This window comes from Modestobacter sp. VKM Ac-2984 (assembly GCF_026967985.1).
Lineage (GTDB): Bacteria > Actinomycetota > Actinomycetes > Mycobacteriales > Geodermatophilaceae > Modestobacter.
In genome coordinates this window covers 1-23,938 of record NZ_JAPVBJ010000001.1, presented here as the reverse complement: position 1 = coordinate 23,938, position 23,938 = coordinate 1, and the positions used below count along the sequence as shown (strand labels likewise).

The window sequence follows — 23,938 nt, the reverse complement described above, 5'->3', positions numbered from 1 at the left end:
GCAGGGACTCCGGTCACCACCGGTAGTCCAGGAACTTCCCGTCGAAGGTGACGACGACCCGGTCGCCGTCCGGGTCGGACCGGCGGGCGATGTCGACGCGGAAGTTGATCGCGCTCATGATCCCGTCGCCGAACTCCTCGTGGATCAGCTCCTTGAGCGCCGGCCCGTAGACCGACAGCGCCTCGTGGAAGCGGTAGACCGTGGGGTCGGTCAGGGTGGCCGGGTCGGCGCCGCGGGAGGGCTGCAGGCGCAGGCTCTCCTCGACGCTCTCGTCCAGCCCCAGCAGCAGGCACGCGCACCGTGCCTGCTCCGGGGTCATCGGGTGCTGGCCGAGCAGGGCGGCGGTGGTCCAGACGACCGGCGCACCGATCTCCTCGGCGAGCTGGGCCCAGGTCAGGCCACGCCTGATGCGGGCGGCGACCACCAGGGCGGCGGCGTCGGACTTCGGGAGGACGGGGGTCATCGAGCTCCTCGGGTGCGGTCGGCCGGGTCGTCCGGCCGGGCAACGCGAACGCTAGGGAGGAGCCGTTTCGGGACAGACGCGGCGACGTGACCCGCACGGAACAACGGTCGCACCGGCCCGGTGGCACCGGTGTGAGGGCCAGGACACGCGTTCGACCCCGCCGGTCAGCGGCGTGCCGGCCCGGCCGGCCCGGCCGGCCGGGCACGCCGGCCCGCGAGGTGGTTCAGCCGGCCAGGTGGTTCAGACGGCGAGGCGGTAGCCGCGCTTGACCACGGTCTGCACCACGGGCGCGCCCAGGGCGGCGCGCAGCCGGGTCACGGCCATCTCCACGGCGTGCGCGTCGCCGCCACCGGAGAGCTCGCTGAGCAGGTCGGCGCGGGAGACGACGACGCCGGGACGCCGGGCCAGGGCGCGCAGCACCGCCATCGGTCCGGGCGCCAGCTCCACGAGCCGGCCGTCCAGGACGACGGCGTGCCCACGGACCTGGAGGCTGTGCGGACCGGAGTGCAGCACCGGGTGCCGGGCCGGCAGCTCGGCGACGACCGAGCGGGCCAGCGCACCGAGCCGGGCCCTCTCGGGCTGGACGGACCGGACGCCGGCGGCCTCGAGCGGCGCAGCGGTGACCGGGCCGACCGCGACCGGGAGCACCGCGTCGGTGAGGGCACTGAGGACGCCGGAGTACACGCCCTCCTCCTCGGCGACCTGCAGCAGGCTGGCGGCGGCCGGTGCGCTGGTGAAGGTGACCGCGTCGACGGCGCGCGCGGCGATCACCGCGACCAGCCGGCGCAGCGGAGCGGTGTCCTCGGGCAACACCCAGCGGTAGACCGGCACCTTGATCACCTCGGCACCGGCCCGCACCAGCCCGGCGACGAGCTCGGGCAGCGGGTCGCCGTGCAGCTGGACGGCGATCCGGCGGCCGGGCAGCGGGCCCTCCGCCCCGGACAGCAGGTGCGACAGCACCTCCGCCGAGCTCTCCGACTCCGGGGACCAGGCGTCGACCAGGCCCGCCCCGCGGATCGCGCCGCGGGCCTTCGGTCCCCGGGCCAGCACCCGGGCGGTGGCCAGGTGCTCGCGCAGCGGCAGGTCCCAGGCCTCGGCGGCCTCCAGCCAGCCGCGGAACCCGACCCCGGTGGTGGCCACCACCAGGTCGACCGGTGCGGCGAGCACCTCCCGGGTGGCCGCGACCAGGTCGGCGTCGTCGGACAGCGGGACGATCCGGATCGCCGGGGCGTAGAGCACCCGGGCACCCCGGCGGTCCAGCAGCGCGCCCAGCTCCTCGCTGCGGCGGGCCGCGGTCACCGCGACGGTGTAGCCGGCCAGTGGCAGCAGGTCCGGCACCGGGGGCTCTCCGGCAGGGCTGGCCACGGGGTGGTCGAGCTGGCTGTCGGTCACCGCTCCATGGTGCGTCCTCGGTGTTCCATCCGTGTGACGTCCCGCCCCAGGAGTGGACGTCCTGGGTGCGGTGCTCCGGTGAGGCCGTCCCGACCTGCACGTCTGCGCGCCGCTCCCGGGAGCGGGCAGGATGGTGGCGTGCCCGCCGAGCCCACGCCCACCGACCCCGCGCCCCACCCGGTCTCCGCCGTCCCGCGCCGCCTGCGGGTGATCACCGCGGTGATGGCGGCCGGTCTGGTGATCGTGATGAGCGTGGTCGCACTGCTGCTCAAGGAGTCGACCACCGGGGTGGTGGCCTTCCAGACCTCCGACCAGGTGGCCATGGTGGGCCTCGGTCTCGCCATGGGGGCGGGGGTGCTGTCGCTGGGGCGGTCCCGGGTGGACGCCGACGCCTCCGGGGTGCGGATCCGCAACGTCGTCATCAAGCACGAGGTGCCCTGGTCGGCGGTGCGCGCGGTGCGCTTCGACCAGCACTCGCCCTGGGCCAGCCTGCTGCTCAGCAACGACGACGAGGTGGCGATGGGGGGGATCCAGGCCGCCGACGGCCAGCGGGCGCTGGTCGCCGTCCGGGGGCTGCGGGCGCTGCTGGCCGACCACCGGGAGCGCAACCCCGCGCCGCGCGAGGACCTGCTGTACCCCCGGGAATGACGCCGGGGGCCCGGGCGCTGTACTGTGAGCACGCCTCCCCCCGCTACATCGAGGCGCGTGAACCACAGCGGCCGTCGTCTGCAGAGACCGGCGGTCACTGACCAAAGAGGAGCCCGCTCCCACCTGGCGCCGTACAGGCGTCCAGGTCCCCGGATCGCGCAGGTCGGCCCCGGCTGGCTCGCGCGGCCGCGACGGCACCCCCGCCCCGGGGTGCTCGCTGCGGCACCCCGGCGAGTGGGCCCCGTGAGCACCAGCTCACGGGGCCTTGCTGCGTCGGCGACCCGGGACGGGTGCGACTCCTCCCCGCAGCAGCAGAGGAGAGGCCATCACCGAGCCCCGCATCAACGACCGCATCCGCGTTCCCGAGGTCCGCCTGGTCGGACCGGAGGGCGAGCAGGTCGGCATCGTGCCGATCGGCGAAGCGCTGCGCCTGGCCCAGGACTCCGAGCTCGACCTGGTCGAGGTCGCGCCCATGGCCCGGCCTCCCGTCGTCAAGCTCATGGACTACGGGAAGTTCAAGTACGAAGCCGCGCAGAAGGCCCGTGAGGCCCGGCGGAACCAGGCGCTCACCGTCATCAAGGAGATGCGGCTGCGCCTCAAGATCGACCCGCACGACTACGAGACCAAGAAGGGCCACGTCGAGCGCTTCCTCAAGGGCGGCGACAAGGTCAAGATCACCGTGATGTTCCGCGGTCGCGAGCAGTCCCGCCCGGAGATGGGCTACAAGCTGCTGCAGCGGCTCGCCGGAGACGTGGCCGACCTCGGGGTGGTGGAGTCCAACCCCAAGCAGGACGGCCGCAACATGGTCATGGTGATCGCGCCGCACCGCAACCAGGCGGCGACCGACGACGCGCGGCGCTCCGCGAAGGCCGAGAAGCAGGCGGCATCCGGGGAGCAGGCCCCCCCGGCCTGAGCCGGGCGAGGGCCCCCGCACGACCGAGACGGCCCACGCCAGGAGCAGCTCGCTGCTCCTGGCGCGGACAGACACTGAACAAGGACGAGGACATGCCGAAGAACAAGACCCACAAGGGCGCGGCCAAGCGCATCCGCGTCACGGGCACCGGGAAGCTGGTGGCTGAGCACACGAACAACCAGCACAAGTTCGAGCACAAGTCCTCGAGCCGGAAGCGCCGTATCAGCGGCACCGCAGAGCTCTCTCCGGCGGACACCAGCCGGATGAAGAAGCTCCTCGGTCTCTGACCGTCCCTTCCCGTAACCAGCAGACAGGAGCTCTCACGTGGCACGCGTGAAGCGGGCGGTCAACGCCCAGAAGAAGCGCCGCACGACCCTCGAGGCGGCCAGCGGTTACCGCGGCCAGCGCTCGCGGCTGTACCGCAAGGCCAAGGAGCAGATCCTCCACTCGGCCACCTACAACTACCGCGACCGCAAGGTCCGCAAGGGTGACTTCCGCAAGCTGTGGATCACCCGGATCAACGCCGCGGCCCGGCAGAACGACATGACCTACAACCGGTTCATGCAGGGCCTCAAGCTCGCCGGGATCGAACTGGATCGTCGTGTCCTGGCCGAGCTCGCCGTGAACGAGCCTGCCACCTTCGCCACGCTGGTGGAGTCCGCCCGGGCCGCGCTCGCCGCGAACCCCGAGGCGACCGGCGCCCAGGCCGCCTGAGCACGACCCCAGTTCGAAAGAGGACCCCGTTTCCCCTCACCACTCGCACGTCGGTCGGCCCCGTCCAGAGGCTCGCGCCGAGCTTGCGAGGCGTGAGGGGGACGGGGTCCTTCCACTGCTGACCGAGCGCTCGACGCGGGTCGCCGGTGCCCGCAAGCTCACCCGGCGCAGCGGCCGGGACGACGCCGGCGCCTTCCTCGCCGAGGGGCGGCAGGCGGTCAGCGAGGCACTGGCGCAGGCCGAGTCCGAGCCCGGCGCCGTCCTCGAGCTGTTCGTCACCGAGGCTGCGGCGGACACCCACCGCGACCTGCTGGCGGCCGCCCGGGTGCCCGTGCACGTGGCCACCGACCGGGCGGTCGCCTCGCTGTCGGAGACCGTGACGCCGCAGGGGCTGGTCGCCGTCTGCGCGCTGCGCGACGTGCCGGCCGGGACGCTCGTGACCGACCCACCGCGGCTGGCGGTCGCGCTGGCCGAGCTCAACGACCCGGGGAACGCCGGCACGGTGCTGCGGACCGCCGACGCCTGCGGCGCCCGCACCGTGGTGTTCGGCGCCGGCTCCGCCGACCCCTACGGCGGCAAGGTCGTGCGCAGCAGCGCCGGCAGCCTGTTCCACGTCGACGTCGTGCGCAGCACGCCGCTGGCCGAGCTGGTGCCGCAGGTGCAGGCCGCCGGCACGACCGTGCTGGCCGCCGATGGCGGGGGAGAGGTGGCGCTGGACACCGCCGGGGACGAGGGGCTGCTCAGCGGGCCGGTGCTGTGGCTGTTCGGCAACGAGGCCCGCGGGCTGGACCCCGCGCTGGCCGACCTCGCCGACGCGCGGGTGCGCATCCCGATGCGGGGCCGGGCGGAGAGCCTCAACCTGTCGGTGGCCGCCTCGATCTGCCTCTACGCCACCCAGCTCGCCGAGTAGGTCAGAGGTCGGCCGGGTGCTTGGCGGCGTACATCCGGGCGTCGGCCCGGTGCAGCAGCGGGCCGAACTCGGCGCCGTCGTCCGGGTGGACGCTGATCCCCGCGCTGGCCCGCACCTGCACGGTCTGCGTGCACAGCACCACCGGCTCGGTCACCGCCGCCACCAGCTGCTCGGCCACCTGACCGGCCTCCCGCAACGCCGTCGACGGGTCCAGCCCGAGCAGCCCGACGAGGAACTCGTCGCCCCCGAGCCGGGCCAGCAGGTCACCCCGGCGCAGCCGGCCGCGCAGCCGGTCGGCGACCACCTGCAGCAGCTCGTCCCCGGCGGCGTGGCCCAGGGCGTCGTTGACCGCCTTGAAGCCGTCGAGGTCCAGGAAGAGCAGCGCGACCGCTGAACCGTCGAGCCGGGCCTGCCACAGCGCGGACTCCATCCGCTCCTCGAAGCGGCGCCGGTTGGGCAGCGCGGTGAGCGGGTCGGTGTAGGCCAGCTCCTCGATCTGCGCCAGGTGCTGGCGGGTGCGGTCCCGCTCGCGGAGCAGCTCTCGCTCCGCGGTCACCCGGCCGGTGACGTCGGTCTGCACGCCGATGTACTGGATGACGTCGCCGGCGGCGTCGAGCACCGGGGCCAGGTGGATCTCGTTCCACCACGGCTCCCGGTCCGGCCCCCGGTGGTTGAGCAGCGTCGCCCGGAACTCTGCGCCCTCCCGGATGGCCAGCCGCATCCGGTCCACCGTGCCCGGGTCGGTGTCCTGTCCCTGCAGGAAGCGGCAGTTGCGGCCCAGCACCTTCCCGGCCTCGAGCCCGGCGAGCTGCTCGAAGGCGGCGTTGACGTAGACCAGCGGCTGGTCCGGCGCCGTCATGTCCGCGATCGTGACCCCACTGGTCGTCGCCGCCAGCGCGCGGCGCAGCAGCGCCTCCTCGACCGTGCCGCCGGTCGCACCCGTCGTGATCGCGGCGCCGGCGGCCGGAGTGGGCCGGTCCGCCACCGGCAGCTCCGGGGCCGGCTGGGCGGCGACCCGGGCGACCAGGGCCACCGCGGCCCGTTCCACGGTGGAGCGGTCGTAGGTGAGGGCGTACTCGTACCGGCGCTGCAGGTCCGGACCGCTGTCGCCGAGGTCACGGGCGAGCAGCGCGGCACTGAAGTGCGGGCTGAGCACGACGACGTCCCACTCGCCGCGCACCGGGTCGTCGGCCGCCAGGTGTGCCCCGCGCACGCCGGGCACCGGCTCGATGGGGAGGTCCTCGCCCAGCGCGGCGACGAAGCCGGTGCGGGCCACCAGGTCCCGGTAGCGCAGCGACGTCGACGGGGTGAAGTGCCGCGCCTCCTGGAACGTGGCGGCGACCACGCAGGTCTCGCCGAGTCGCATCGCCTGGCGCTCCAGGTGCTTGCTGAGCTCGATGAGCAGCGCCTTGGGCGCCGTCCGCAGCTGGGTGCCCGGGGGCAGGCAGCTGAACGGGGAGGCATCGGTGTCGACGGGGGAGGAGCTGTACGACGGGAGGTCGAGCCGTCCGACGGCCCTGCCCGGCGCCGCGGTGGACGCCGGTCGGCCGAAGTGCCAGCCCTGGCCGAGGCTCGCCCCGAGGGCGCGCGCCATGGCCAGGTGGGCCTCGTCCTCGATCCCCTCGGCGAGGATGAGCGCACCGGTGCGCTCGGCGTAGCCGTTGACCGCGTTCATGATCTCGGCGACCGCGGGCCCGGGGCGCTGCTGGACCAGGCGCAGGTCGAGCTTGACCACGTCCGGGCGCAGCAGGGGCATGAACGCCAGGGACATCGACTCCGCCCCGACGTCGTCCAGGGCGATGCCCCAGCCCACCTCACGGACCCGCTCCACGGCGCGCAGCAGGTCCGCCGGGCGGGTCGCCAGCGCCCGCTCGGTGATCTCCACGACCACCCGCAGCCCCGCCGGGGCGGAGGTCGCGATGGCGAGCAGCTCCTCCAGCGGCGCGGAGTCCAGCACCTGCGGCTCGACGTTGACGAACACGGTCAGCGGCGGCCCGAGCTCGGCGGCGACCGCGCCGCGCAGCGCGGCCGACCGGCACAGCGCGTCCAGTTCGGCGAGCCGGCCGGCCGACCGGGCGGCGGCGAAGAGGGCGTCGGGGGTGTGCAGCGGACCCTGCGGCCCGCGGGCGAGCGCCTCGTAGGCGACGACGCGGCCGGAGTCCAGCTCGACGATGGGCTGGTAGAGGCTGTGCACGCTGCCGGAGGCGAGGACCGCGTCGATCGTCGCGACAGGGGCGTGGGTCGAGGTCACGATCGGGGGATCGGCGCCGGCCGGCCGGAACTCGCCTGCGGCGGACCGCGCACCACCCGTGGGGGTGAGTCGTGGGCGTCGTCCGCGGGGTCCCCGTGCTCGTGGCCCGACCCGGGCGCGCCGACCAGCTCCGTCCGGGCAGAATGGCCTCCCGTGTCTGGCGCCAACGACCCCTATGACCCCAAGCAGGTCGCCGCGCTGTCCGCGGAGGCCCTCGACGCCGCGGTGCACGCAGCGACCGAGGCCTTCGCCGCCGCCGGTGACCTGGACGCCCTGGCGGCCGTCCGACCGGCCCACCTGGGCGATCGCGCGCCGATCCTGCTGGCCCGCCGGGAGCTCGGGGCCCTGCCCCCGCACGCCCGCTCGGACGCCGGCAAGCGGGTCAACGCCGCCCGCGTCGCGGTCACCGAGGCGCACGCCGCCCGGCTGGCGGTGCTGGAGGCCGAGCGGGACGAGCGGGTGCTGCGCCAGGAGCGCGTCGACGTCACGCTGCCCTGGGACCGTGCCCTGCCCGGCGCCCGGCACCCGCTCACCACGCTGACCGACCGGATCTCCGACGTCTTCGTCGGGATGGGGTACGAGATCGCCGAGGGTCCCGAGCTCGAGGCCGAGTGGCTGAACTTCGACGCGCTGAACACCGGCCCGGACCACCCGGCGCGATCGCTGGCCGACACCTTCTTCGTCGCACCGGAGGACTCCGGGCTGGTGCTGCGCACGCACACCAGCCCCGTGCAGGCGCGCACGATGCTCGAGCGCCGCCCCCCGATCTACGTGGTCGCGCCCGGCCGGGTCTACCGCACCGACGAGCTGGACGCCACGCACACCCCGGTCTTCCACCAGGTCGAGGGCCTGGCCGTCGACCGCGGCCTGACCATGGCCCACCTGCGCGGCACGCTGGACCACCTGGCCCGCCAGCTGTTCGGTGCCGACGCGCTGACCCGGTGGCGGCCGCACTTCTTCCCCTTCACCGAGCCGTCGGCGGAGTTCGACGTCTGGTTCCCCGAGCACCGGGACGGGCCGCGCTGGGTGGAGTGGGGTGGCTGCGGGATGGTCAACCCCCGGGTGCTGGTCGCCTGCGGCATCGACCCCGAGGAGTACACCGGCTTCGCCTTCGGGATGGGCATCGAGCGGGCGCTGCAGTTCCGCTCCGGGGTCGGCGACATGCGCGACATCGTCGAGGGCGACGTCCGCTTCACGAGTGCGTTCGGAGTTGAGCAGTGAAGGTCCCGATCAGCTGGCTGAGCGAGCACGTCGACATCCCCGCGGGGACGACCGTCGAGGAGCTGGACGAGGCGTTCGTCCGGCTCGGCTTCGAGGTCGAGGAGGTCCTCCGCGCGCCGGTCACCACCGGCCCGCTGGTGGTCGGCCGGGTGCTGGACATCGAGGAGCTCACCGGCTTCAAGAAGCCGATCCGGTACTGCCAGGTGGAGGTGGGCGAAGAGGCACCCCGGGGCATCGTCTGCGGCGCCCGCAACTTCGCCGTCGACGACCTGGTCGTCGTGGCGCTGCCCGGTGCGGTGCTCCCCGGCGGCTTCGCCATCGCGGCACGGAACACCTACGACCACGTCTCCGACGGGATGATCTGCTCGGTCCGCGAGCTGGGCATCGGCGAGGACCACGCCGGCATCCTGGTGCTCGGCGAGGTGGGGTTCACCCCCGGGACGCCGGCCGCGGGCGTGCTGGGGCTGGACGACGTCGTCTTCGACCTGGAGGTCACCCCTGACCGCGGCTACGCGATGAGCCTGCGGGGCATCGCCCGCGACCTGGCCGGCGCCCTGGGCGTCGACTGGCGCGACCCGGCGGCCCTCACGCCCCCGGCGTGGTCCGGTGAGCCGGGCTGGGCGGTCGAGGTCGCCGACCCGGCCCGCTGCGACCGGTTCTCGATGCTGGCGATGGAGGGCCTCGACCCGGCCGCCCCCAGCCCGTGGGAGCTGCGCCGGCGGCTGGCCCAGTGCGGCATCCGCAGCATCTCCCTGGCCGTCGACGTCACCAACATCGTCATGCTCGAGCTCGGCCAGCCGATGCACGCCTTCGACCGCGACACCGTCACCGGGCCGATCACGGTGCGGCTGGCGAGCGCCGGCGAGCGGCTGACCACCCTGGACGGCGTCGACCGGGCGCTCACCACCGACGACCTGCTGATCGCCGACGAGTCGGGGCCGATCGGGCTGGCCGGGGTGATGGGCGGTGCCTCGACCGAGATCGGCGCGAGCACCACCGCGGTGCTGCTGGAGGCCGCGCACTGGGAGCCGGCCGGCATCGGTCGCGGGGTGCGCCGGCACAAGCTGCCCAGTGAGGCGGCCAAGCGCTTCGAGCGGGGCACCGACCCCGACGTCACCGTCGTGGCCCTGGCCCGGGCCGCCGCGCTGCTGGCCGAGCACGGCGGCGCCCACGTCGCCGGCGCGCCCGTCGACCTGGACGTGCGCCGCCCGCGCCCGGCGATCGCGCTGGACGCCGGCCGGCCCGGCCGGATCGCCGGCGTGGAGTACCCGCCGTCGCAGGTGGTGGAGGTGCTGCAGGCCATCGGGGCGACCGTCGAGGGGGACGGCCAGCAGCTGCAGGTGACCCCGCCGTCCTGGCGCGCTGACCTCACCGACCCGGCCGACCTGGTCGAGGAGGTCGTGCGCTACCTCGGCTTCGACGAGATCCCCTCCGTGCTGCCGACCGCGCCGCCGGGCCGCGGGCTCACCGAGCGCCAGCGCCGCCGGCGCAGCATCGGTCGCGCCCTGGCCGACGCCGGGTACGTCGAGGCGCCGTCCTACCCGTTCGTGGGGGAGGCGCAGCTCGATGCCCTCGGGCTGCCCGCGGACGACGCCCGGCGGCACCTGATCACGCTCCGCAACCCGCTGTCGGAGGAGGCCCCGGCGATGCGGACGACGCTGCTGCCTGGCCTGCTCGGCACCCTGGCGCGCAACCTGGCCCGCGGTCAGCGGGACGTCGCCGTCTTCGAGCACGGTGCGGTCTTCCCGGGGGGCCCGCGCACGCAGGCCCCGGTGCCCGGGGTCGACCGGCGCCCGGACGACGACGTGCTGGCCGCGCTGCTCGGCGCGGTGCCCGAACAGCCCTGGCACGTGGGCGTGGTGCTGGCCGGGAACGTCGAACCGCGCGGCTGGTGGGGGCCGGGCCGGGCGGGCAGCTGGGCCGACGCCGTGCAGGCCGCGCGCACCGTGGCCGCCGCGGCCGGCGTCGAGCTGACCGTGCGGGCCGGTGAGCTGGCTCCCTGGCACCCGGGCCGCTGCGCCGAGCTGCTCGTCGGCGACGGCGCCGAGGCGACGGTCGTCGGGCACGCCGGCGAGCTGCACCCGCGGGTGTGCGCGGCGCTGGACCTGCCGGCGCGGACCTGCGCCATGGAGCTCGACGTCGACGCCCTGCCGGCGGCCCCGGTGGCGGTCGGGCCGCACGTCTCGACCTTCCCCCCGGTGCTGGTCGACCTGGCGCTGGTCGTCGCCGACGCCGTCCCGGCCGCGGACGTCGAGGCGGCGCTGCGGGAGGGCGCGGGTGAGCTGCTGGAGGTGCTGCGGCTCTTCGACCTCTACACCGGTGCCCCGGTGCCGGCCGGTTCGCGGTCGCTGGCGTACGCGCTGACGCTGCGGGCGCCGGACCGGACGCTGACCGGCGAGGAGGCGAACGCGGCGCGCGACGCCGCCATCGCGCTGGCCGTGGAACGGACCGGGGCGGTGCTCCGTGCCTGAGGCCCGAGACGGGGCCGATCTGACCGGCACGGTCGCGCTGGTCACCGGCGCCTCCGCCGGCATCGGCCGGTACCTGGCGCAGGGGCTGGCCGAGTGTGGCGCGACCGTGGCCGGCCTGGCCCGTTCGGCCGACCGGCTGCACGGGGCGATGGCCGAGGTCGCCGATGCCACCGGCGCCCGCACGCTGGCCGTGCCCGCCGACGTCACCGACCCCGACGCCGTGCAGGCCGCGGTCACCCAGGTGGTCGCGGAGCTCGGACCGGTCACCCTGCTGGTCAACAACGCCGGCCTCATCGACGCCGCCGAGGTGCCGCTGTGGGAGGCCGACCCCGACCAGTGGTGGCAGGTCGTGGAGAGCCAGGTGCGCGGGCCGTTCCTGGTCTCCCGCGCCGTCGTCCCCGGGATGCTGGCCGCCGGCGGTGGCCGGGTGATCGGGCTCGCCAGCGGCCTGGGCACCCGGGGGAGCGACGTCTACAGCGCCTACTCGGCCGGCAAGACGGCCCAGATGCGGATCACCGAGGCGATCGACCTGGCCGGTGCCGAGCACGGCGTGCGCGCCTTCGACCTCGCGCCGGGTGTGATCGACACGGAGATGACCCGGGCGATGCCGATGCACGCCGGGCGCACCGAGTGGACCCGCCCGGAGGACGTCGTGGCCCTGGCCCTGGCGATCGCCGCCGGGGAGCTGGACCAGTGGTCGGGGCGGTTCTTCCGGGCCGGCGCCGACGACCTCGACGTGCTGCGCGCCACCACGCCACAGGACGCCGCACGCCGGCTGCGGTTGCAGCCCTACGGAGCCGAGGACCCGATCGGCTGAAGCCGCGGCCTGCGGTGACCGAGGCGGTCAGCAGACCGCGGTGAACAGCACGCCGATGCCGGTCATCTCGAGCATCCGCCGGACCATGGCGGACGGCCGGCGGAGCTCGGGCAGCCCCCCGGCCCGGCGGGTCTGCTCGGTCTCCCGCACCAGCAGCCGCAACGCCCGGCCGTCCAGGAACGTGGCCGCCGAGAGGTCGACGGCGCCCGCTCCCGGGGTGCGCGGCCCGCCCGCGTCCCAGGCCTCGACCACCAGGCTGTCGACCTCCCCGCAGAGCCGGAGCACGGTCACGCCGTCCTCCTCGACCAGGTCGATCCCGCCGGACAGCTGCTGGACGTCGCGCATGGCGGTGTTCCTCCCCCTGCCCGGCGTCCATCGCCGGGGCAGGGGGGACTGTGCACGGCACTGCTGACAGAACGCCCTCAGAGTCCGAGGACCGGCTGTGCGGCGACCGTCAGCCGGCCGCTTCCTCGACCACCCAGACCGTGTTGCCGTCCGGGTCGCGGACCGCGAACAGCAGCGGCGCGCCGGGCACCCGGGTCGGAGTCGGGTCGAGGTCGACGTCGCCGCGGGCGGCGAGCCGCCGGTGCTCGGCGAGCACGTCGCTCGACTCGACCCCGACCGCGCCGCCGCCGGGGGAGCCGCCCATCGGCGGGTTCAACGCCAGCCGCGCCGACGAGCCGGGCGGGGCGACCTCCAGCCAGCGGTCCGTGCCGTGCTCGCCGAAGCGGTCGTCGCCGCGCACCTCGAAGCCGAGCACGTCGGTGTAGAAGGCCCGGGCGGCGTCCTGGTCGCTGACGGAGAACATGGTGACGGCGAGCTGGGTCAGCGTGGTGGTCTGGGGCTGGGTCTGCGTCATGCCGGTCAGACCGGTGGCGACGGCCGAACTCATCGGTGGGCGGCCACCGGGACGGTCAGTCCTCGATGAGGTCCCGGCCCTGCTCCCGGAGCAGCGCCAGGTGGTCCAGCATCCCCTGGAGCGCCGCCGGGTCGTGTCCCTGCCAGCTGTCCAGCTCGCTGACGACGCGCAGCGGGTGGCGGGTCCGGTAGGACCGGGTGGGGTTGCCCGGGAACCGCTTGTCGGTCACGTTCGGGTCGTCCTCGAACGGGCCCAGGGGCTCCACGACGTAGATGCGTCCCCGCTCCCCGCCGCCGGCGAGTGCAGCCGCCAGCTCCGCGCCCCAGGCGGCGGTGTCCACGAGCGCGGTGAAGTAGACGTGGTTGGACACCCGGCCCGCCTGGAAGTTCGAGCCATGGCCGGGGACCAGCTCGACACCGGCCACCAGGGCGACCCGGGTCCCGTGGAAGAAGGGGCCCTGGACGTGCCCGCAGCTGTCGTAGGTCGCGGGGACGGGGAGGCTGCTCTCGTCCATGGCCGGATCTCCTCGGGGTCGTCTCCGTCGGCTGCTGCGCTGCGGTGTCAGCCGGACCAGCCTGTCGCGGATCGGCGGGCCTGACCTCCTCGCCACCTGGGACCCCCGCCGGTCCCGCGCGTCAGAACACGGTGGCCAGCGCCCGTGGCGCGATGTCCACGGTGACCAGCGTGTCGGCCTCGAGCTCCACCAGCTCGCCGTCCAGCTGCAGCGGCATGGGGACCAGGGTGGTGAAGGCGTAGTGGGTCGCGCTCGGCTGCCGGCCCAGCCCTCGGGTCGCGGCGCGCAGCGCGGTGCCGAGGACCCGGAGCTTCCCGGTCCGTCGCTGGGCGATCACCTCGAACCGGCCGTCGTCGGGGCGGGCGCCCTCGCTCAGCGTGGCCACCTTGGCCATCTGGGCGATGTTGGCGAAGAGCAGGCTGTCGATGGTGCGCTCCTCGCCGTCTTCCTGACGGATCGGGAAGGGCCGGAAGCGGGTGAAGCCGCGGAGCACCGAGAGCGCCTCCCGCCACGACCCCTTGCCGCCCTTCTCGATGTCGACCGCGATCACCGGGGTGAGCCCGGCGCCGATGTAGGAGTGGGCGTACCGCACCTCGGCGTCGCTGCCGCTGCCGAGCGTGAGCCGCAGCAGGTCGATCCGCTGGACGTCGCCGGCCACGATCGCGTCGGCCAGGTGGTGCTCGCGCGTGGTCCGGCGGTGGTCGTTGGCGTTGCCGGCCGCCCGCACCCCGCAGACCGCGTCGGGGTTGCCCGCCTGCATGACCCCGTCGACGACCTCGTTGTAGCCGCCGTCCCCGCTCACCGAGACCAGCAGCGGCCGCCCCGTGGCCGCGACCTCGCGAGCCAGTTCGCGGGCGTGGCCGGCGCGCTGGGTCGGGCAGAGCGTCACGGGGACGTCGGGGAGGCGCCGGGCCAGCTCGGCCTGCAGCTGTTCGGCCGACCCCGCTGCCTCGCCGGTGCTGTTCGGGTTGAAGATGACGACGATCCGGTCGAACGGGCTCACAGGTGACGGCCTCCTCGGCGTGGTCGGGCACGGCTGCCCGCGGAGACCCTGCCCGAGAACCGGGCTCTGCACGCACCGGCCCACCTCGCACTGCACGGTCATGCACGGCCAGGTATGGTCATGCACCGTGAACAGCCAACAGACGTGGACGGTCGGGGTCACCGGCGCCACCGGGTACGCGGGCGGTGAGGTGTGCCGGCTGCTGGCCGGGCACCCGAACCTCCGGCTGACCGGGGTGCATGCCAACTCGAGCGCCGGCCGACGCCTGGGCGAGCTGCAGCCGCACCTGCTGCCCTACGCCGACCTCGAGGTCCAGGGCAGTGACGCGGCCTCGCTGGCCGGCTACGACGTCGTCGTGCTGGCCCTGCCGCACGGGGAGTCCGCGGCGATCGCGGCCCAGTTGCCCGCCGACACGCTGGTCATCGACTGCGGCGCCGACCACCGGCTCAACGACCCGGCCGCCTGGGCCCGCTGGTACGGCGGCGAGCACGCCGGGCACTGGCCCTACGGCCTGCCCGAGCTCCCCGGTCAGCGGGAGCAGCTGGCCGCTGCCCGGCGGATCGCCGTCCCGGGCTGCTACCCGACCTCGGTCACCCTGGCGATGGCCCCCGCGCTGGCCGCCGGGCTGGTCACGCCGGACGTGGTGGTGGTGGCGGCGAGCGGCACCTCCGGGGCCGGCAAGAGCGCCAAGCCGCACCTGCTCGGCAGCGAGGTGATGGGCGCGGCCAGCGCGTACGGCGTCGGCGGCGTCCACCGGCACACCCCGGAGATGGTGCAGAACCTGGCGCAGGCCGCCGGTGCGCCGGTGCGGATCAGCTTCACCCCCACGCTGGTGCCGATGAGCCGGGGCATCCTGGCCACCTGCTCGGCCCCGCTGGCCGACGGCGTGGACGCCGTCCGGGCGCGGGCGGCCTACCAGGAGGCCTACGGCGACGAGCCGTTCGTGCACCTGCTGCCGGAGGGCCAGTGGCCCACCACCGCCGCGGTGCTCGGTGCGAACACGGTGCAGCTGCAGGTCGCGGTCGACCCGGACGCCGGCCGGCTGGTCGTCGTGGCCGCCGTCGACAACCTCACCAAGGGCACCGCCGGCGCCGCCCTCCAGTGCGCCAACCTGGCCCTGGGCCTCCCCGAGACCACGGGTCTCCCGCTCGTCGGAGTCGCACCGTGAGCGTGACCGCCCCGGAGGGGTTCCGGGCGGCCGGTGTCGCCGCCGGCCTGAAGTCCAGCGGTGCGCCCGACGTCGCGCTGGTCGTCAACGACGGGCCGGACGACGCTGCGGCCGCGGTCTTCACCACCAACCGCTTCCCGGCCGCCCCGGTGCTGTGGAGCCGCCAGGTGCTCGCCGACCACCGGCTGCGTGCGGTCGTGCTCAACTCCGGCGGCGCCAACGCCTGCACCGGCCCCGAGGGCTTCGCTGACACCCACAGCACCGCCGAGCGCGTCGCGGCCGAGCTGGGCATCGGTGCGGTCGACGTCGCGGTGGCCTCCACCGGGCTGATCGGGGTCCGGCTGCCGATGGACACCCTCCTCGCCGGGGTCGGTGCCGTGGTGGCGGGGCTGTCCGCCGACGGAGGGCCCGACGCCGCCCGGGCGATCATGACCACCGACTCGGTGCCGAAGACGACGGTGCAGACCGGGGACGGCTGGACCATCGGCGGGATGGCGAAGGGCGCGGGCATGCTCGCCCCCTCGCTGGCCACGATGCTCGTCGTCCTCACCACCGACGCCGTCGTGCCGGCCGAGGTCCTCCAGCCCGCGCTGCGGGCGGCGACCAGCGTCAGCGTCGAGCGGGTCGACTCCGACGGCTGCCTGTCCACGAACGACACGGTGATCGTGCTGGCCAACGGCGCCAGCGGGGTCACGCCCAGCGCGGAGGAGTTCACCGCCGCCCTCACCGCGGCCGCCACCGACCTGGCGATGCAGCTGCTCGCCGACGCCGAGGGCTCGACCAAGGACATCGCGATCACCGTGCGCAACGCGGCCAGCGTCGCCGACGCGGTGACCGCCGGCCGGGCCTGCGCCCGGAACAACCTGCTCAAGACCGCGCTCTTCGGCAACGACCCCAACTGGGGCCGGGTGCTGGCCGCGATCGGCACCACCGACGCGGCGTTCGAGCCCGACCAGGTCGACGTGACGATCAACGGCGTCACGGTCTGCCGCAACGGGGCGATCGGCGATCCGCGCGAGGGCGTCGACCTGTCCGGACGGGCGATCAGCATCGACGTCGACCTGCGGGCCGGCACCGAGCAGGCCACGATCTGGACCAACGACCTGTCCCTCGCCTACGTCCACGAGAACTCGGCCTACTCGACATGACCAGTGACCCGACCAGCAGCGACAGCCCGGCGCAGGATCCCACGCCGCCCGACGTCGCCCCCGACCTCGCCACCCCGCCGGCCCGGCGCTCGGTGGGCAGCCCTCGGATCATGCGCACGCACGACCCCGAGGGCGATGCGCGCAAGGTCGCCGTCCTCACCGGTGCGCTGCCCTGGCTGCGCGAGTTCCACGGCCGCATCGTGGTGGTGAAGTACGGCGGGCACGCCATGGTCGACGAGCAGTGCCGGCACGCCTTCGCCGAGGACATGGTGTTCCTGCGGACCTGCGGGATCCTGCCGGTCGTCGTGCACGGCGGCGGCCCGCAGATCAACGGCATGCTCAGCCGGCTGGGCATCGAGAGCGAGTTCCGCGGTGGGCTGCGGGTCACCACCGAGGAGACGATCGACGTCGTCCGGATGGTGCTGACCGGGCAGGTCGGCCCCGAGGTGGTCGGCCTGATCAACTCCTACGGGCCGCTGGCCGTCGGGCTGTCCGGTGAGGACGGCGGGCTGTTCACCGCCGAGCGGACGCACGCGATGGTCAACGGCGAGCCGGTGGACGTCGGCCTGGTCGGCGACGTCGTCTCGGTCGACCCCGCACCGGTGACCGCGCTGCTCGAGGCCGGGCACATCCCGGTCGTCGCCACCGTCGCCCCGGACGCCTCAGGCCAGGTGCACAACGTCAACGCCGACACCGCGGCCGCGGCGCTGGCCGTCGCCCTGGGCGCGGTCAAGCTGGTCGTGCTGACCGACGTCGAGGGCCTCTACGCCAACTGGCCCGACCGGGACTCCCTGGTCCAGAAGATCGACGCGACCGAGCTGGCCGAGATCCTCCCCTCCCTGGACGCCGGGATGATCCCGAAGATGGCCGCCTGTCTGCGGGCGGTCGAGGGCGGGGTGCGCCGGGCGACCGTCATCGACGGGCGGCTGCCGCACGCCCTGCTGCTGGAGACCTTCACCACCGAGGGCACCGGGACGATGGTCGTCCCCGCCCGCACCGACCTCACCCAGACCGACACCACGGCACCGACACCGGAGGGAGTGACCGCACCATGACGCACACCGAGGAGCTGGCCACCCGCTGGTCGGCCGTGATGATGGGCAACTACAAGACGCCGCCGGTGGCGCTGGCCCGTGGCGCGGGCGCGACGGTCTGGGACGTCGACGGCAAGGAGTACACCGACCTGCTCGGCGGGATCGCCACCACGATCCTCGGCCACGCCCACCCGGCGGTGGTGCACGCGATCACCGCCCAGGCGCAGCTGCTGGGCCACGTCTCCAACCTGTCCATGCACGAGCCCGGGGTGCTGCTGGCCGAGCGGCTGCTGGAGCTCGCCGGGCGGCCGGGCCGGGTCTTCTTCTGCAACTCCGGCGCCGAGGCCAACGAGGCCGCCTTCAAGCTCAGCCGGCTCACCGGGCGGCCCGAGGTGGTCACCGCGATCGGCTCCTTCCACGGCCGCACCATGGGCGCCCTCGCGCTGACCGGGCAGCCGGCCAAGGCCGCGGCGTTCGCGCCGCTGCCCGGCGGGGTGCAGCACGTCCCGTACGGGGACGAGGACGCCCTGTCGGCGACCGTGGGGGAGCAGACCGCGATGGTGCTGCTGGAGCCGATGCTGGGGGAGGGCGGCGTGCTGCCGGCCCCGCCCGGCTACCTCACCGCGGCCGCGGAGACCGCCCGCGCGGCGGGTGCCCTCTTCGCCGTCGACGAGGTGCAGACCGGCAGCGGGCGCACCGGGCAGTGGTTCGCCCACCAGGCCGACGGCCTGCAGCCCGACGTCATCACCCTGGCCAAGGCCCTCGGCGGCGGCCTGCCGCTGGGCGCCACCCTGGCCTTCGGCGCGGCCGCGGACCTGATGACCGCCGGGTCGCACGGCTCCACGTTCGGCGGCAACCCGATCGTCGCTGCCGCCGCGCTGGCCGTGCTGGACACGATCCGCGACGAGGGGCTGCTGGAGCGCGCCAAGGAGATCGAGCACCGGGTCGCCGCCGGCATCGACGCGCTGGGCCACCCGGGCATCAGCGGCGTCCGGGGCCGGGGTGCGCTGCTCGGCGTCGTCCTCACCGCGCCGGTCGCCGCCGCGGTCGAGACCCACCTGCGAGCCGCCGGGTTCCTCACCAACGGCGTGGCCGCCGACGTCGTCCGGCTGGCGCCGCCGCTGGTCGTCACCGACGCCCAGCTCGACGCCTTCGTCACCGCCCTCCCCGCCGCCCTGGACGCCGCCCTCCAGGACGCGGACCAGTGACGGTCCGGCACCTCACCCGGGACGACGACCTCACCCCAGCGGAGCAGGCGGAGGTCCTCGCGCTGGCCGCCCGGCTCAAGGCCGACCGGCACACCGCCGCCGCGCCCACCCCGCTGAGCGCGGCGAACGGCACCCAGCGCACCGTCGCGGTGCTGTTCGACAAGCCCTCCACCCGCACCCGGCTCTCCTTCGCCGTCGGGATCACCGAGCTCGGCGGGCAGCCGCTGGTCATCGACGGCGCGGCCAGCCAGCTCGGCCGCGGGGAGTCGGTGGAGGACACCACCCGGGTGCTCGACCGGCAGGTCGCCGCGATCGTCTGGCGGACCTCGGGCCAGGAGCGGATGGACGCGATGGCGGCGGTCAGCCGGGTCCCGGTGGTCAACGCGCTGACCGACACGTTCCACCCGTGCCAGGTGCTCGCCGACCTGCAGACGGTGCTCGAACGGCGCACGCAGCTGGCCGGGCTGACCCTCAGCTACCTGGGCGACGGCGCCAACAACATGGCGCACTCGTACCTGCTGGGCGGCGCCCTGGCCGGCATGCACGTGCGGATCGGCTCGCCGGAGGTCTTCCGGCCCGATCCGGCGGTGCTCACCCGGGCCGGGGAGATCGCGGCGGAGACCGGTGGGTCGGTGCAGTGGACGGCCGACCCGGCAGCCGCCGCCGACGGCGCCGACGTGCTGGCCACCGACGCCTGGGTGTCGATGGGCCAGGAGTCCGAGCACGCCGCCCGGACCGGGCCCTTCGTGCCGTACGCCGTCGACGAGCAGGCGCTGACCCGGGCCGCCGACGACGCCGTCGTGCTGCACTGCCTGCCGGCCTACCGCGGCAAGGAGATCGCCGCCTCGGTCATCGACGGGCCGCAGAGCGCCGTGTGGGACGAGGCGGAGAACCGGCTGCACGCGCAGAAGGCGCTGCTGCTGTGGTTGCTGGAACGGTCGCGGTGACCACGGCGCTGACCCGCTCGGCCCGACACGCCCGGATCGCCGAGCTGATCACCGCCGGCCCGGTGACCTCGCAGACCCAGCTGGCCCGCCTGCTGGCCGAGTCCGGGGTCGACGTCACCCAGGCGACGCTCTCCCGTGACCTCGAGGAGCTCGGCGCGGTCAAGCTGCGCGGGTCCGACGGGGCGCCGGCCTCCTACGTGCTGCCGCCGGAGAACGCCCCGCTGCGCCCGGCGCAGTCGGCACCGGCCCGGCTGACCAGGCTGCTGGCCGACCTGCTCACCAGCGCCGAGGGCAGCGCGAACCTCGCCGTCGTCCGCACGCCGCCGGGCGCCGCCCAGTTCCTCGCCTCCGGGCTGGACAAGGTGGGCCTGCCCGACGTGCTGGGCACCATCGCCGGGGACGACACTCTGATGGTCGTCTCCCGGGACCCCCACGGGGGCCCCGCGCTCGCCGCCCGGCTGCGCGCGCTCGCCGAGCGCGCCCGGCCGGCGCACGGGGACGACGCCGACCTGCAGGCCGACGTGGAAGAGAGCGCAGAGTGACCGAGGGCAACGCCGGCAGCCAGACCCGACTGTGGGGCGGCCGTTTCGGCGGTGGCCCGTCACCGGCGATGGCGGCGCTGTCGAAGTCCACCGACGTCGACTGGCGGCTGGCGCCCTACGACCTGGCCAGCTCCCGGGCGCACGCCCGGGTGCTGGAGCGGGCCGGGCTGCTGACCGTCGACGAGCTGGCCAAGATGATCGGCGCGCTCACCGAGCTGTCCGCCGAGGTCGGCGACGGCACGTTCGCCCCGATCGAGGCCGACGAGGACGTGCACGAGGCGCTCGAGCGCGGCCTGCTGGAGAAGCTGGGCCCGCTCGGCGGCAAGCTGCGCGCCGGCCGCAGCCGCAACGACCAGGTCGCCACCGACCTGCGGCTGTACCTGCGGCACAACGTGCGCCGGCTGGTCGGTGAGCTCGCCGCGCTGGAGAACGCGCTGGTCGGGCTGGCCTTGCGCTACCGCGACGTCGCCGCGCCGGGGATGACCCACCTGCAGCACGCCCAGCCGGTGCTCATCGCCCACCAGCTGCTCGCCCATGCGCACTCGCTGTCCCGCGACGTCGACCGGCTGCTGGACTGGGACCGGCGGGCGGCGGTCAGCCCGCTGGGCGCCGGCGCGCTGGCCGGCTCCTCCCTGGCGCTGGACCCCGACGCCGTCGCCGCGGAGCTGGGCTTCGACCGGGCCGCCGACAACAGCATCGACGCGGTCAGCGACCGCGACTTCGCCGCGGAGTTCTGCTTCGTCGCGGCCCTGCTCGGGGTGCACCTGTCCCGGATGGGGGAGGAGGTCGTGCTCTGGACGTCGACCGAGTTCGGCTGGGCCCGCCTCGACGACGCCTGGGCCACCGGGTCGTCGATCATGCCGCAGAAGAAGAACCCGGACATCGCCGAGCTGGCCCGGGGCAAGGCCGGCCGCTTCGTCGGCAACCTGACCGGTCTGCTGACCATGCTCAAGGGCCTCCCGCTGGCCTACGACCGCGACCTGCAGGAGGACAAGGAGCCGGTCTTCGACTCCGTCGAGCAGCTGCTCCTGCTGCTGCCCGCGGTCACCGGGATGATCGCCACCCTGACCCTGCGCCCGGAGGTGATCGAGGCCGCCGCCCCGCAGGGCTTCGCCCTGGCCACCGACGTCGCCGAGTGGCTGGTGTCCAACGGCGTCCCGTTCCGGTCCGCGCACGAGATCAGCGGTGCGATGGTCGCGTTCTGCGAGGAGGCCGGTCTCGAACTCGACGAGCTGGACGACGAGCAGCTCGCCGCCATCGACGAACGGCTCACCCCGGAGGTGCGGTCGGTGCTGACCGTGCCCGGTGCGCTGGCGGCCCGGCGGGCCCGCGGTGGGACGGCGCCGGAGCGGGTGGCCGAGCAGCTCGGCACCCTCACCGAGCAGGCCCGGCAGCACACCGAGTGGGCGTCGTGGTCGCCGGTGGCCGGGGCCCTCTAGCCCCGTGGCCGCCGACCTCCCGTCGTCCGACCGGCCCGGGTCGGGGCCGCTCCTCACCGAGGACGCCCTGCTCGGGCCGGTCGACGAGGTGGCCGGCTCGCTGCTGGGCTGCTGGGTGGTGACCGACCGTCCCGGCGGCCAGGTCGCGCTCCGGCTCACCGAGGTCGAGGCCTACTCGGGACAGGGGGAGGACCCGGCGTCCCATGCCCACCGGGGCCCGACCCCGCGGGCGGAAATCATGTTCGGTCCGCCCGGCCGGCTGTACGTCTACTTCAGCTACGGCGTGCACTGGTGCGCCAACGTCGTCGTCGGCCCGGCCGGGCGCGCCTCGGCGGTCCTGATGCGCGCCGGTGAGGTGCTGGTGGGGGAGTCGCTCGCGGCGTCCCGGCGCCCGGCCGCCCGGGTGCCGCGGGACCTGGCGCGCGGTCCGGCCCGGCTCACCCAGGCGCTGGCGATCGGCCCCGACGACCGGGGGACGGACCTGCTGGACCCGGCCTCGCCGGTGCGGCTGCACGCCGGCCCGGCACCGGCGGGCATCTCGGCCGGACCCCGGGTCGGGATCAGCGTGGCGACCGAGCTGCCCTGGCGGTTCTGGGAGACCGACGCCCCTTCGGTGAGCGTCTTCCGGGCGGGCGGGAAGCCGCGGCGTCGGGGCCCCAGGCAGGATGGACGACCGTGACCTCTGCGCATTCCGTGATCGACGAACTGCACCGCCGCGGGCTGATCGCCCAGAGCACCGACGAGGACGCCCTGCGCGCCCACCTCGCGGAGGGCCCGGTCACGTACTACTGCGGCTTCGACCCCACGGCGGCGAGCCTGCACGTCGGCCACCTGATCCAGTTCATGGTGCTGCGCGCCCTGCAGCGGGCCGGCCACCAGCCGATCGTGCTGGTCGGCGGGGCGACCGGGCTGATCGGCGATCCCCGCCCGTCGTCCGAGCGGCAGCTGAACGACCCCACCCAGGTGGCGACCTGGGTGGACGGGATCCGCCGCAGGGTGGCGCCGTTCCTCGACCTGCCGGCGGCCGAGCAGGGGCTGCGGGAGCCGATCTACGTGGACAACCTGGACTGGACGTCGCCGCTGTCGGCGATCGACTTCCTCCGCGACCTCGGCAAGCACTTCCGGGTCAACCGGATGCTGGCCAAGGAGGCGGTCTCCGCCCGGCTCAACTCCGACGCGGGGATCAGCTACACCGAGTTCAGCTACCAGATCCTGCAGGCCAACGACTTCCGGGAGCTGTTCCGCCGGCACGGCTGCACGCTGCAGAGCGGTGGCTCCGACCAGTGGGGGAACATCACCGCCGGGACGGACCTGGTGCGGCGCACCGAGGGGGCGGCGGCCCACGCCCTCGCCACCCCGTTGATCACCACCGCCGACGGGAAGAAGATCGGCAAGACCGAGGGCGCCACGATCTGGCTGGACCCGGAGCACACCAGCCCGTACGCGTTCTTCCAGTACTGGCTCAACATCGATGACGTCGACGCCCGGGCCTGGCTGCCGCTGTTCTCCGAGCGCCCGGCCGAGGAGGTGGCGGCGCTGATCGCCGAGTCCGAGGAACGTCCCGCCTCCCGGGCGCCGCAGCGCGCCCTGGCCGAGGAGCTCACCCGACTGGTGCACGGCGCCCCGGAGCTGGCGCAGGCCGAGGCCGCCGGCCGGGCGCTGTTCGGCCGGGCCGAGCTCACCGAGCTGGACCCGCAGACCCTGGCCGCCGCGCTGACCGAGGCCGGCGCCGTGGAGGTCGACGACCCCGCGCTGTCGGTGGCCGCCCTGCTCCAGCGGGCGGGCCTGGCGTCGTCTCTGACCGACGCGCGGCGCACGGTCAAGGAGGGCGGGGCCTACGTCAACAACGTCCGGGTCAGCGACCCGGATGCGGTGCCGGCGCCGGGGGACTGGCTCCCCGGGGGGTGGCTCGTGCTCCGCAAGGGCAAGCGTTCGGTGGCCGGCGTGCACTGCCCGGGAGCCGGTCGGGCCGCCTGAGCTGGGTGGTCCCCGGCTCCGCCGTCCGTCGCCCCCCGCGTGTGAACGCCGGGTGACGGCGACGTTCCAGCCAGGTGGCGGGCGTCACTCGGTCCGGGTTTGACACGTCCCGCGCAGCCACGTAACTTTCTCTTTGCGCCGGGAACGACCGCGAGGCCGGGACCGGGCGCCGAGCAGGACAACACAAGCCGGAGACGACGACCTGAGAGGGTCTGGTTCGCCGCGCGTCCGCTCCTTGAGAACTCAACAGCGTGCCGAAAGTCAGTGCCAAGTAACAAATCCCCCTTCGGTGTCTTCGG

Annotated in this window: 24 protein-coding genes; 17 read left to right on the top strand and 7 right to left on the bottom strand. The window is 74.8% G+C overall.

All coding sequences use genetic code 11. The features are described 5' to 3' along the window. Positions 1–13 precede the first annotated feature (13 nt). Positions 14–463, bottom strand: a complete 450-nt coding sequence (gene cynS, locus O2W16_RS00120) for a cyanase (protein ID WP_269156768.1) — start codon at positions 461–463, stop codon at positions 14–16. 240 nt (positions 464–703) lie between these two features. Next, entirely contained in the window at positions 704–1,855 is a 1,152-nt protein-coding gene (locus O2W16_RS00115; RefSeq protein WP_269156767.1) for a uroporphyrinogen-III synthase, read from the bottom strand. Positions 1,856–1,993: 138 nt separating this feature from the next. Between O2W16_RS00115 and O2W16_RS00110 the strand changes: the two genes are divergently transcribed. The 5 genes from O2W16_RS00110 to O2W16_RS00090 all read left to right on the top strand — a co-directional run bounded on the left by O2W16_RS00110 (position 1,994) and on the right by O2W16_RS00090 (position 5,040). Next, the gene (locus O2W16_RS00110; RefSeq protein ID WP_269156766.1) at positions 1,994–2,503 is read left to right on the top strand and encodes a PH domain-containing protein; all 510 of its coding nucleotides are present in this window, start codon (positions 1,994–1,996) and stop codon (positions 2,501–2,503) included. Positions 2,504–2,768: 265 nt separating this feature from the next. After that, entirely contained in the window at positions 2,769–3,416 is a 648-nt protein-coding gene (gene infC / locus O2W16_RS00105) for a translation initiation factor IF-3 (protein ID WP_269156765.1), read from the top strand. Positions 3,417–3,508: 92 nt separating this feature from the next. Beyond that, on the top strand, positions 3,509–3,703 hold the full coding sequence (gene rpmI, locus O2W16_RS00100) for a 50S ribosomal protein L35 (RefSeq protein ID WP_269156764.1): 195 nt from the start codon (positions 3,509–3,511) through the stop codon (positions 3,701–3,703). 37 nt (positions 3,704–3,740) lie between these two features. Further along, positions 3,741–4,130, top strand: a complete 390-nt coding sequence (gene rplT, locus O2W16_RS00095; RefSeq protein WP_166756901.1) for a 50S ribosomal protein L20 — start codon at positions 3,741–3,743, stop codon at positions 4,128–4,130. Continuing rightward, positions 4,048–5,040 (top strand): TrmH family RNA methyltransferase, encoded by a 993-nt coding sequence (locus O2W16_RS00090; protein ID WP_331253726.1) that lies wholly within the window; start codon positions 4,048–4,050, stop codon positions 5,038–5,040. Before rplT ends, O2W16_RS00090 begins: the two co-directional genes overlap by 83 nt. A 1-nt stretch (position 5,041) precedes the next feature. On the opposite strand, the gene O2W16_RS00085 is transcribed toward O2W16_RS00090, so the two are convergent. Continuing rightward, positions 5,042–7,291 carry a diguanylate cyclase domain-containing protein gene (locus O2W16_RS00085; protein ID WP_269156763.1) on the bottom strand — a complete coding sequence of 750 codons (2,250 nt, stop codon included), beginning with the start codon at positions 7,289–7,291 and terminating at the stop codon, positions 5,042–5,044. Between the two features lie 153 nt (positions 7,292–7,444). On the opposite strand from O2W16_RS00085, the gene pheS reads away from it, so the two are divergent. Genes pheS through O2W16_RS00070 form a run of 3 tightly spaced genes read left to right on the top strand, consistent with a single transcriptional unit; the run spans position 7,445 to position 11,800 of the window. Continuing rightward, positions 7,445–8,512 carry a phenylalanine--tRNA ligase subunit alpha gene (gene pheS, locus O2W16_RS00080; RefSeq protein ID WP_269156762.1) on the top strand — a complete coding sequence of 356 codons (1,068 nt, stop codon included), beginning with the start codon at positions 7,445–7,447 and terminating at the stop codon, positions 8,510–8,512. Beyond that, a complete protein-coding gene (pheT, locus tag O2W16_RS00075; RefSeq protein ID WP_269156761.1) occupies positions 8,509–10,983 on the top strand; it encodes a phenylalanine--tRNA ligase subunit beta in 2,475 nt (824 codons plus the stop codon). The genes pheS and pheT overlap by 4 nt, the downstream gene beginning before the upstream one ends. Beyond that, a complete protein-coding gene (locus O2W16_RS00070; RefSeq protein WP_269156760.1) occupies positions 10,976–11,800 on the top strand; it encodes an SDR family NAD(P)-dependent oxidoreductase in 825 nt (274 codons plus the stop codon). Before pheT ends, O2W16_RS00070 begins: the two co-directional genes overlap by 8 nt. Positions 11,801–11,827: 27 nt before the next feature. Here O2W16_RS00070 and O2W16_RS00065 read toward each other — a convergent pair whose 3' ends face one another. From O2W16_RS00065 to O2W16_RS00050, 4 genes are all read right to left on the bottom strand, one after another. After that, positions 11,828–12,145 carry an STAS domain-containing protein gene (locus O2W16_RS00065; RefSeq protein ID WP_269156759.1) on the bottom strand — a complete coding sequence of 106 codons (318 nt, stop codon included), beginning with the start codon at positions 12,143–12,145 and terminating at the stop codon, positions 11,828–11,830. 109 nt (positions 12,146–12,254) lie between these two features. Then, positions 12,255–12,692 carry a glyoxalase superfamily protein gene (locus O2W16_RS00060; protein ID WP_269156758.1) on the bottom strand — a complete coding sequence of 146 codons (438 nt, stop codon included), beginning with the start codon at positions 12,690–12,692 and terminating at the stop codon, positions 12,255–12,257. 22 nt (positions 12,693–12,714) lie between these two features. After that, the gene (gene arr, locus O2W16_RS00055; protein WP_269156757.1) at positions 12,715–13,173 is read right to left on the bottom strand and encodes an NAD(+)--rifampin ADP-ribosyltransferase; all 459 of its coding nucleotides are present in this window, start codon (positions 13,171–13,173) and stop codon (positions 12,715–12,717) included. A gap of 121 nt (positions 13,174–13,294) precedes the next feature. After that, positions 13,295–14,176, bottom strand: a complete 882-nt coding sequence (locus O2W16_RS00050; RefSeq protein WP_269156756.1) for a diacylglycerol/lipid kinase family protein — start codon at positions 14,174–14,176, stop codon at positions 13,295–13,297. Positions 14,177–14,303: 127 nt separating this feature from the next. Here O2W16_RS00050 and argC point away from each other — a divergent pair, with 127 nt between their 5' ends. Genes argC through tyrS form a run of 9 tightly spaced genes read left to right on the top strand, consistent with a single transcriptional unit; the run spans position 14,304 to position 23,639 of the window. Then, positions 14,304–15,344 (top strand): N-acetyl-gamma-glutamyl-phosphate reductase, encoded by a 1,041-nt coding sequence (gene argC, locus O2W16_RS00045; protein ID WP_269156755.1) that lies wholly within the window; start codon positions 14,304–14,306, stop codon positions 15,342–15,344. Then, positions 15,341–16,492, top strand: a complete 1,152-nt coding sequence (gene argJ / locus O2W16_RS00040) for a bifunctional glutamate N-acetyltransferase/amino-acid acetyltransferase ArgJ (protein WP_269156754.1) — start codon at positions 15,341–15,343, stop codon at positions 16,490–16,492. The genes argC and argJ overlap by 4 nt, the downstream gene beginning before the upstream one ends. Next, positions 16,489–17,547, top strand: a complete 1,059-nt coding sequence (argB, locus tag O2W16_RS00035) for an acetylglutamate kinase (RefSeq protein WP_269156753.1) — start codon at positions 16,489–16,491, stop codon at positions 17,545–17,547. Before argJ ends, argB begins: the two co-directional genes overlap by 4 nt. Next, entirely contained in the window at positions 17,544–18,734 is a 1,191-nt protein-coding gene (locus O2W16_RS00030; protein ID WP_269156752.1) for an acetylornithine transaminase, read from the top strand. The genes argB and O2W16_RS00030 overlap by 4 nt, the downstream gene beginning before the upstream one ends. Next, the gene (gene argF, locus O2W16_RS00025) at positions 18,731–19,681 is read left to right on the top strand and encodes an ornithine carbamoyltransferase (protein ID WP_269156751.1); all 951 of its coding nucleotides are present in this window, start codon (positions 18,731–18,733) and stop codon (positions 19,679–19,681) included. Before O2W16_RS00030 ends, argF begins: the two co-directional genes overlap by 4 nt. Then, positions 19,678–20,223 carry an arginine repressor gene (locus tag O2W16_RS00020; RefSeq protein ID WP_269156750.1) on the top strand — a complete coding sequence of 182 codons (546 nt, stop codon included), beginning with the start codon at positions 19,678–19,680 and terminating at the stop codon, positions 20,221–20,223. Before argF ends, O2W16_RS00020 begins: the two co-directional genes overlap by 4 nt. Next, entirely contained in the window at positions 20,220–21,662 is a 1,443-nt protein-coding gene (gene argH, locus O2W16_RS00015) for an argininosuccinate lyase (RefSeq protein WP_269156749.1), read from the top strand. The genes O2W16_RS00020 and argH overlap by 4 nt, the downstream gene beginning before the upstream one ends. Positions 21,663–21,666: 4 nt before the next feature. Continuing rightward, positions 21,667–22,341, top strand: coding sequence for a DNA-3-methyladenine glycosylase (locus O2W16_RS00010; RefSeq protein WP_269156748.1), 675 nt, complete (start codon positions 21,667–21,669; stop codon positions 22,339–22,341). Next, on the top strand, positions 22,338–23,639 hold the full coding sequence (tyrS, locus tag O2W16_RS00005) for a tyrosine--tRNA ligase (protein WP_269156747.1): 1,302 nt from the start codon (positions 22,338–22,340) through the stop codon (positions 23,637–23,639). Before O2W16_RS00010 ends, tyrS begins: the two co-directional genes overlap by 4 nt. Positions 23,640–23,938: the final 299 nt, after the last annotated feature.